Source organism: Candidatus Desulfolinea nitratireducens (genome assembly GCF_982879505.1).
The window spans coordinates 1-7,661 of record NZ_CEYOSI010000178.1 but is presented as its reverse complement, the minus strand read 5'-3'; the positions used below and the strand labels follow the sequence as shown (position 1 = coordinate 7,661).

Here is a 7,661-nt window from a genome sequence, read left to right as displayed (position 1 = left end):
TAAATTGGCTCAAGATATGGAAGCAAAGATCCATGAGCAGGGCGCGGTACCGGCTACTATCGCCTTGCTGGATGGCAAAATTCGCATCGGAATTAGCCAAGGGGAATTGGATAAACTGGCAAAGGCCAAAGACCCTGTCAAGGTCAGTCGGCGGGATTTTGCCAGGGCTATCGTTAAAAAATTGGATGGCGGGACAACCGTTGCGGGGACAATGCTTGCCGCCCAGCAAGCCGGAATACGCGTATTTGCTACGGGTGGGATCGGCGGTGTCCATCGGGAGGGTCATCTGGATATATCCACTGATCTGCAAGCCCTCGCCGATACACCCATGATCGTAGTTTGTGCGGGCGCAAAATCCATCCTTGATCTGCCTGCAACGCTGGAATATCTCGAAACAATGGCTGTGCCGGTCGTGGGATATCAAACTGACGAGTTCCCCGCATTTTTCTCACGTACAAGTGGATTGAATGTTAGTGTGCGGCTTGATACTCCTGAGGAGATTGTTTCCTTTGCCAAAGCTCATTGGGACCTGGGGCTGAAAAGCGCAATATTGGTTACGAATCCAATCCCTGAGGCGTATTCACTGCCCAATGAAGAAATTGACCCGATTATTGCAAAAGCATCAGAGGACGCGCAGTCGAGGGATATTCATGGACAAGCATTAACCCCTTTCCTGCTACAACGGATCAATGAATTGAGCAAGGGGCGCTCTCTGCGGTCAAATTTGATCTTATTGGAAAATAACGCCGTCCTGGCGGCAAAAATTGCGAAGGTGGTTGTAAGCGGGCAGGGGCGAAAAAATGTCTAGTCAAAAACCAAGAAGCGGGTCAAAAATGGCCCGCTTTTTCTCGAATTCTACCGGATTTTGTGGTATAAGAATTTCTCGTGGAAAAACCATCACCGCATGGGCGTAAACGCCCATGCTCAAAGCTCAAGCCCGCTAAAAGCGGACTCTTTTTCATTCGGTGAGCCGACTTTCGTCGGGTTTAGCCCTTTAGCGCGGTCGGTAAACCACCGTGCGGGAGAAATTCACAATTACGTTGTTGGATTTAAAGTTTCCTGTGCTTGAAATATCAGCTTTTCTCGATAACCACAAAATCCGTTAAAACCAGCTTTTTTATTTACCTGCCCTTTCAAGCAAATCAAGGATAACCTTATCCGGTACTTGCACGGCGATAACTTCGCCGCGGACAGTGATCTCTCCGTTAGCCAGAATCCATTCTTCAATAATAATTTTACGCCCTTTAACTTCTTTGACCTTGCCACGAATTTCCAATTCGATCCCCAATGGAGTCGGTTTTAGATAATCCACCTGCAGGGATGCGGTCATAAAACGAAGTGAAGGTTCCCCTGTATCCATTTCGCGCCCTTCAGCGCGATAAGCTGCAGCAGCCGCGGTACCCGTGCCATGACAGTCAAGCAGCGATGCCAAAAGGCCGCCATAAACATAACCGGGGAGGGCAGTATATTCAGGGTCGGGTGTAATCCGAGCAACACTCTCATCCCCATCCCAATTGGATTTTATCTGATGACCGGCCTCATTCAGCCGTCCGCATCCAAAACAATGTGCAGTATGGTCTGGATAATGATCTTGAAATCCTTTTTTCATGTTGGCCTCAGTGTTAATATAAAGCTTCAGGGAAAAGTTAAGGTTCCGGTGTTTCGGTTGGCAGAGGTGTTAGGCTGGGAGTCAGGGTCGGGGTTGCGGTAAGAGGCTCACCTTCAAGAATGAAAATACCGACCACCTTCCATTCTTCGCCCACAAAAATTTGCAGTTGATATTCCCCGGGCTGCCATCCATTGCAAAGTGTGAAATTACATACGGCAAAACTAAGTCCTCCCGATACTCCATCCCACGGGGAGGTGAAGTAATGCACCAATTCTCCATCACGATACCAAAGTTCGGTCACCTGCACACCAGGAAGCATGTTGGCATAAGAATAAACAGCAAAAAACCGTCCGATCGGATTAACAAAATATGTTGAGGGGCTAACCGCCTGAAAATTTTCCATCTTTGTGGAAAATTGCAAAGGGCTAAAGACCGCGCTCGGGTCGGGTGTGATGACTGAATCAAACAGCACTTCTATTGCCAGGGGGATGTGAGGTTCTGGAGTGATGGTCGGGGTATCCGAAACCGAGGGCGTTTCAGTGATCGTCGGGGTAAGTGTAATTGTCGGCGTCAGGGTGATGGTCGATGTAAAGGCAATTGTCGGCGTTGGTTGAACAGTTGGCGTCACCGGAATGTATCGATATAGTACCGGCTCACCGTATTTCCCCAACCACAGACTTACTATTCCCAGCACCAGCCCTGAAACCAAAAGTCGCCACCCCGAACCTATTTTACGCCGCCTCATGCGATAAAAGGGCAGATTGCGAGCAGCCCGAATCTGATTCAAGCCAACCCAAGTACTGATACCCGCACCCAAAACAGACAAGAGCATGGCTGCACGAATTCCTGCTTGAATATCCATTAGCAAAATTATATCAGGTGGATCGTAATTTGAAAGTGCATTACATCTGAGATTGTGGTAAAACAATGGCATGGAAAATTTGGTCTTTCTCAAACTGGGTGGTTCACTGATCACAGATAAATTGCGACCTCATACACCGCGACTGAAAACGCTAAAAGATCTCGCATCGCAAATCGCTTCGGCTCGTATCGCCGACCCGAACCTGCTTCTGTTACTCGGGCATGGTTCCGGTTCCTTTGGGCATGTCGTTGCAAAAAAATACAAGACGAGGGAGGGACTACCCCCTCCCTTCTACAAGAAAAGAGGAGGGGAGCAAGAGGGGAACTATTGGCGGGGCTTCAGCGAAGTTTGGCATGAGGCGGATGCGCTCAACCAATTTGTGATGAGCGCCTTGCGCGAGGCAAATATTCCGGCAATGGCGATGCCCCCGTCTTCAAGTGTGGTGGCGCGTGATGGGCAGGTCGCTACCTGGAATTTGGATCCGATACGGAGCGCGCTCTCAAAGGGGATCGTGCCCGTCGTTTACGGAGATGTGGTCTTTGACGAGGTCCGCGGTGGAACAATCCTCTCGACCGAGGATCTTTTTATGCACCTTGCACGGGAGATGCGTCCACAACGGATTTTACTGGCAGGAATCGAAGATGGCGTATATGCTGATTTTCCGGTACGCAAGCAACAGGTCAAGAGAGTTACGCCTGGTTCATTCAAGAAGGTGCGAGCAAGTATTGGTTCTTCAGCCGGAACAGATGTCACCGGAGGGATGCAATCCAAAGTTCAACAAATGGTAGAACTTGTAAAATCCACGTCAGGATTAACCATCCAGATTTTTTCCGGTTTAAACTCTGGAAACGTACAAAAGGCCTTGCTAGGGAAAGAACTTGGCACGCTAATTGAGCCTGACTAAATTTGTGACACACTGCACAGAAAACGGGGAAATACGTCTCTTGCAGTAAAATTGAAAACACTGGAAAATTAGTGTATCGTGACTAAATTATATGGGAGCAGAAATGTCTAAATACAGAAATAGCAAGATAGAATTTACCCCCGTCGAACTTAAGACGCTGATACCAGTTCCATCAGATATTGAGATCGCCCAGGCCCAACAGCCTAATATTAAAAACGTTGCCAAACTTGCTGAAGAAGTTGGTATTTTGCCGGAAGAATTGGAGCTTCACGGAGATCTCAAGGCCAAGGTCCGCCTTAGCATTCTTGATCGCCTCAAGGATGTACCCGATGGCAAATATATTGACGTGACCGCGATCACCCCGACCCCACTGGGCGAAGGCAAATCAACCACCATGGTTGGTTTAAGTGAAGCCCTCGGTGCTCACCTGGGCAAAAACGTTTTCACCGCCATTCGCCAACCTTCACAAGGCCCAACCTTTGGGATCAAGGGCGGCGCTGCCGGTGGTGGCTACAGCCAGGTTGTCCCAATGGAAGATTTCAACCTCCATTTGACCGGTGATATTCATGCCATTACCGCGGCGAACAACTTGCTTGCCGCAGCCATTGACACCCGCATGTACCATGAATCTCGCCAAAGCGACGATGCCCTCTTCCGCCGCCTGTGCCCATCCGCCAAAGATGGCAGCCGAAAATTCGCCCTTCCAATGCTCAAACGTCTCAAAAAATTGGGCATCAACAAGACCGATCCCAACGATCTGACAGAAGAGGAAATTTCCCGCTTTGTTCGTCTCGATATCGATCCCGAGACCATGACCTGGCGCCGCGTTGTTGATATCAACGATCGTATGTTGCGCGGCATTACCATCGGGCAAGGCCCCAAGGAATCCGGCTTTACGCGCGAAACTGGTTACGACATCACCGTTGCCAGCGAAATTATGGCCATCCTGGCCCTGACCACCGATCTGGCTGATATGCGCGAACGTTTTGGTAATATCGTAATTGGAACTAGCAAAGCTGGCGACGCAATCACCGCTGAAGATATCGGTGCTGCTGGTGCGATGACTGTCCTGATGAAGGACGCGATCATGCCTACGATGATGCAGACCCTTGAAGGCACGCCTGCTTTCGTGCACGCCGGACCTTTCGCTAATATTGCCCACGGCAACAGCTCAATCATTGCCGACAGGATCGCTCTCAAACTGGCCGATTACGTGGTCACCGAATCCGGTTTTGGCGCTGACATCGGTATGGAAAAGTTCTTCAACATTAAATGCCGCTATTCCGGACTGATCCCCAATTGTGTGGTGCTGGTTGCCACCGTCCGTGCTCTCAAGATGCATGGCGGCGGACCTGCCGTAAAAGCTGGCGCCCCATTGGCCCCCGAATATACTGAAGAAAACCTCGAGTTGCTCAGAGCTGGAATGCCCAATCTCCAGGCTCATATTGAAAATGCGATGAGCTTCGGCATTCCGGTCGTTGTAGCTGTCAACAGCTTCAAAGACGATACACCCGCCGAGGTTGAACTTGTTCGCAAGATGGCAATCGAAGCCGGTGCAGAAGATGCCGTCGTCTCCCGCCACTGGATGGAAGGTGGCGCAGGATCCACAGCGCTTGGTGAGGCAGTGGTAGCAGCCTGTGAAAAACCGAGCGACTTCAAATTCCTGTACCCGCTCAAGGGCACCAGCATTAAAGATAAGATCGAGATCATTTGCAAAAAGATCTATGGCGCTGATGGTGTGGAATACTCCGAAGAAGCCGAAAAGAAGATTGCGCTTTACACAAAACTTGGTTTCGATGAACTGCCAATGTGCATGGCAAAGACTCACCTGAGCATCAGCCATGATGCGAATCTTAAGGGTCGCCCGACTGGTTTCACTGTCCCGATCCGTGATCTGCGCGCATCCGTCGGCGCAGGCTTCATCTATCCGCTCCTGGGCGAGATGAGCACCATGCCTGGTCTCCCAACCCGACCGGTTTACTATGACGTCGACGTCGACCTCGAAACCGGACAGGTACTGGGGCTGTTTTAAGTCAAATTTTTATGCTATCTTGTTGTAGTCTATAAAGATAGCAACAAATTTAATAGCAAAAATGCGTCTCAAATGAGGCGCATTTTTGATTCTCGTGGTAAAAATTAGGAAGAGACTTTATTCCCATTTTAAAGACCCTCTTGAATTTTAATAAAAGAAACCGCATAATAGGATATCAAGCGTAAACAAAGGAGTATTTTATGCGCCGAAATAAATTCGCTGTACTTATTATTTTCACCACCACTATTACTGTGGTAGCTTGCAGTCTTCCTTTTTTTGCTCAAAATAGCGCACCTCCCCCTGCAACTCAGGCGCCGGTTATCCCTCCCCCTGTCGAAGCAACGGTATTTGTGGGTTTACCAACACCCATTCCTCCTACAAATACACCAGAGGCTGCCATCGTTCACCTTATGACTCCCTCTACGTCTCCCTCCGCTGGAGGAAATATCTATGATGTCTTCTCAAAAGATACCGCGCCGGAAAAACGTGCCCCGTATGGAGACTCGTATAAGATCAACCGTCTCGAACGCCCCTTCAAGCAAGATATGTTATATGTCGCTGATATGGATATTGTCACCTTTAACCTGGTCGAAGACGCAGATTGGTACTATATCTCCATCGAGTTGATCGGCAGTGATCCCAATAACAGCCTTGGGATCAATTACGGCGTTGAAATTGATCATGACGCTGATGGGTTTGGAGACACGATTGTCTGGGCAGAACCACCCTACACACAGGAATGGGGAAATTCAAATGTGCAAGTCTTTGAAGATAATAACCATGATACTGGCGGCCTCTCCGCCGAATTATCGGATGCCCCGATTGATACTGATGGCTATGAAACACTGGTATTTGATCGTGGGCTTGGCGACGACCCAGACCTGGCCTGGGTACGGATCAATGCCGGGCCGAAGGCGACCGTTCAGTTTGCCTTCAAAAAAGCTCTGACAGATGGGGCGTTTATGCTCGGGGTTCTCTCAGACGCGGGCTTAAAAGATGTCGGAATGCTCGATTATAACGACCGTTTCACCGCTGAGGTCGCCGGTTCTCCCATACGCGGCAACCAATATTATCCGCTTGGAGAACTTTATCTTGTGGACAATGCCTGTCGTGAAGCCTTTGGTTTCAAGCCAAGCGGTTACGAACCCCAGCTCTGTCCACGCCCGGAAAAGGAGCCCAAGGAAGATACCGGTTGCGATAATCCCAGCCAGTATGGAGATGCAGGGAGTTGCGTGGCAGCGGGATGCAAATGGGAATTTCCTCTGAACACTATTGCTGTTTTTCCTCCATATTGCACTTACCCTTAAATACAATTTATTCAAATATTAACATCCAAAGGAGACCATGATGAAGCGAAATAAAATCACTGTTCTGGCTATTTCCACAATCGCTATAACTGCGCTGGCTTGCAGTCTTCCATTTTTAGCTAGTAACGCGCCTCCAGTCGCAACCCAGGCTCCCGGAATCCCGCCACCTGTTGCAGCAACACCAGCGGTGAGTTTTCCTACGCCCATTCCCTCTACCAGCATCCCAGACATAGTCCATTTGATAACACCCGCCTCATCATCATCTACCGGGGGCCTCTATTACGATGTTCCCTCTGAGGGGACTGCATCGGAAAAACGCGCTCCGGGTGGGGATTCGTATAAGATTAACCGGCTTGAACGACCCTTCAATCAAGATATGACCTATATCTCTCATATGGATATTGTCACTTACAATCTCAGTCAGGATTCTGATTGGTATTATATTTCCATCGAGCTGATCGGTGCAGATCCAAATCACAGCATTGGGATCAATTACGGTGTTGAAATTGATAATGATATTGATGGCTTTGGTGATACGATCGTTTGGGCTGAACCACCCTATACAAAAGAGTGGGCCAACACAAATGTGCAGGTCTATGATGATAAAAACCATGATACCGGCGGCCTCTCTTCTGAAAAATCGGATGCCCCCATTGATACAGATGGCTATGAAACCCTTGTTTTTGATCGCGGGCTGGGCGACGACCCCGACCTGGCCTGGGTACGGATCAACGCCGGGTTGAAAGCGACCGTTCAGTTTGCCTTCAAGAAATCTCTCACGGATGGAACCTTTATGCTCGGTGTCCTTGCGGATGCCGGCTTACGGGATGTCGGAATGTTGGACTATAACGACCGTTTCACCGAAGAAGTCGCAGGATCACCCATTCGTGGCAAACAACATTATCCTCTGGGAGAACTTTACCTGGTGGATAATGCCTGCCGCTCGC

The 7,661-nt window shown here is 49.3% G+C and carries 6 protein-coding genes and 1 pseudogene; 5 read left to right on the top strand and 2 right to left on the bottom strand.

Features of this window, described 5'->3' with window-relative positions; all coding sequences use genetic code 11:
• Positions 1-808: pseudouridine-5'-phosphate glycosidase (locus AC3DOM_RS13705; protein ID WP_487919608.1), on the top strand; the 808-nt coding region annotated here is incomplete at its 5' end.
• A 309-nt stretch (positions 809-1,117) separates the two neighbouring features.
• Here the strand turns inward: AC3DOM_RS13705 and AC3DOM_RS13700 are convergent.
• Positions 1,118-1,609, bottom strand: a complete 492-nt coding sequence (locus AC3DOM_RS13700) for a PaaI family thioesterase (protein WP_487919607.1) — start codon at positions 1,607-1,609, stop codon at positions 1,118-1,120.
• Between the two features lie 37 nt (positions 1,610-1,646).
• Positions 1,647-2,471 carry a hypothetical protein gene (locus AC3DOM_RS13695; protein WP_487919606.1) on the bottom strand — a complete coding sequence of 275 codons (825 nt, stop codon included), beginning with the start codon at positions 2,469-2,471 and terminating at the stop codon, positions 1,647-1,649.
• Positions 2,472-2,541: 70 nt separating this feature from the next.
• Here AC3DOM_RS13695 and AC3DOM_RS13690 point away from each other — a divergent pair, with 70 nt between their 5' ends.
• From AC3DOM_RS13690 to AC3DOM_RS13675, 4 genes and pseudogenes are all read left to right on the top strand, one after another.
• On the top strand, positions 2,542-3,375 hold the full coding sequence (locus AC3DOM_RS13690) for an isopentenyl phosphate kinase (RefSeq protein ID WP_487919605.1): 834 nt from the start codon (positions 2,542-2,544) through the stop codon (positions 3,373-3,375).
• Between the two features lie 103 nt (positions 3,376-3,478).
• On the top strand, positions 3,479-5,407 hold the full coding sequence (locus tag AC3DOM_RS13685) for a formate--tetrahydrofolate ligase (RefSeq protein WP_487919604.1): 1,929 nt from the start codon (positions 3,479-3,481) through the stop codon (positions 5,405-5,407).
• A 200-nt stretch (positions 5,408-5,607) separates the two neighbouring features.
• Positions 5,608-6,714 carry a hypothetical protein gene (locus AC3DOM_RS13680; protein WP_487919603.1) on the top strand — a complete coding sequence of 369 codons (1,107 nt, stop codon included), beginning with the start codon at positions 5,608-5,610 and terminating at the stop codon, positions 6,712-6,714.
• 40 nt (positions 6,715-6,754) lie between these two features.
• Positions 6,755-7,661, top strand: a pseudogene (locus tag AC3DOM_RS13675) (hypothetical protein); the annotation flags it as partial.

Bases quoted from the DNA above. Each gene is read 5' to 3' on its own strand.
- AC3DOM_RS13700 (WP_487919607.1), bottom strand. From the start codon at position 1,609: ATGAAAAAAGGATTTCAAGATCATTATCCAGACCATACTGCACATTGT.
- AC3DOM_RS13695 (WP_487919606.1), bottom strand. From the start codon at position 2,471: ATGGATATTCAAGCAGGAATTCGTGCAGCCATGCTCTTGTCTGTTTTG.
- AC3DOM_RS13690 (WP_487919605.1), top strand. From the start codon at position 2,542: ATGGAAAATTTGGTCTTTCTCAAACTGGGTGGTTCACTGATCACAGAT.
- AC3DOM_RS13685 (WP_487919604.1), top strand. From the start codon at position 3,479: ATGTCTAAATACAGAAATAGCAAGATAGAATTTACCCCCGTCGAACTT.
- AC3DOM_RS13680 (WP_487919603.1), top strand. From the start codon at position 5,608: ATGCGCCGAAATAAATTCGCTGTACTTATTATTTTCACCACCACTATT.